Raw genomic sequence first — 967 nt, forward strand, 5'->3', positions numbered from 1 at the left:
GGCCAGGCCAGCTACGGCCGCGACGTGCAGAACGGCATCGCCGCCGCCTTCGCCGCGGCGAACGCCAATGAGGCCGCCAGCGGGCTCCACTTCGACCTGCAGACGCTCGACGACGGCGGCGTGCGCAGCCGCTGCATGAAGAACGTGATGCAGCTGGTCGAGGGCGGCTCGACCGCGCTGATCGGCCTGACCAGCGGCGCCGGCGCCGAGGCCTGCATGCCGGTGATCGAGGATGCGCAGATCGCGATGCTCGGCACCGCCAGCGGCAACATGGGCATCCGCGGCAGCCACGTCAGCGGCGCCTTCCACGTGCGCGCCGGCTACGACGCCGAGTACAAGCGCATGGTCGGCTACGTCAAGGATTTCGGCATGCAGCGCATCGGGGTCGTCTACCTGAACGACACCTCGAAGGCCAACATGGAGGCGATGAACGCCGCGCTGTCGGCGCTGTCCATCCAGCCCAAGGTGTCGATCGGCATCGACCGCAACGCCACGTCGTTCGACGGCGTCGCCAACGAGCTGCTGGCCGCGCGCCTCGACTGCGTGCTGTTCACCGCTAACGCGGGGCCGGTCGGCAAGATCATCGACCACCTGGTGCGCGGCAAGTACGCCGGCCTGTTCTACGCCTCGTCCTTCGCGGGGCAGGACCTGATCGACACGCTGACCTCGCGCAAGCAGAGCTGCGTGATGAGCATGGTGGTGCCGCGCCCGACGCAGATGGGCGTCAACGTGGTCGCGCAATGCCAGCGCGACCTGGCCCTGCTGAACAACGGCGCACGGCTGGGCATCACGACGCTCGAGGGTTACATCAGCGGGCGCATCGCGGTCGAGGCGGCGCTGGCGGCATCGAAGGCCGGCACGCTGAACCGCGCACGCATGAAGGATTCGCTGGCCGGCCTGCGCAGCGACCTGGGCGGCTACAAGGTCGAGTTCGCCGGCACCACGCACGGCTCGCGCTATGTCGACC

The 967-nt window shown here is 69.2% G+C and carries 1 protein-coding gene; it reads left to right on the plus strand.

All coding sequences use genetic code 11. The features are described from left to right. On the plus strand, nucleotides 1–967 hold a 967-nt coding region (locus AC1D01_RS36485; RefSeq protein ID WP_477874661.1), incomplete at both ends, for an ABC transporter substrate-binding protein.

The organism is Rhizobacter sp. P3_B12, assembly GCF_056402895.1.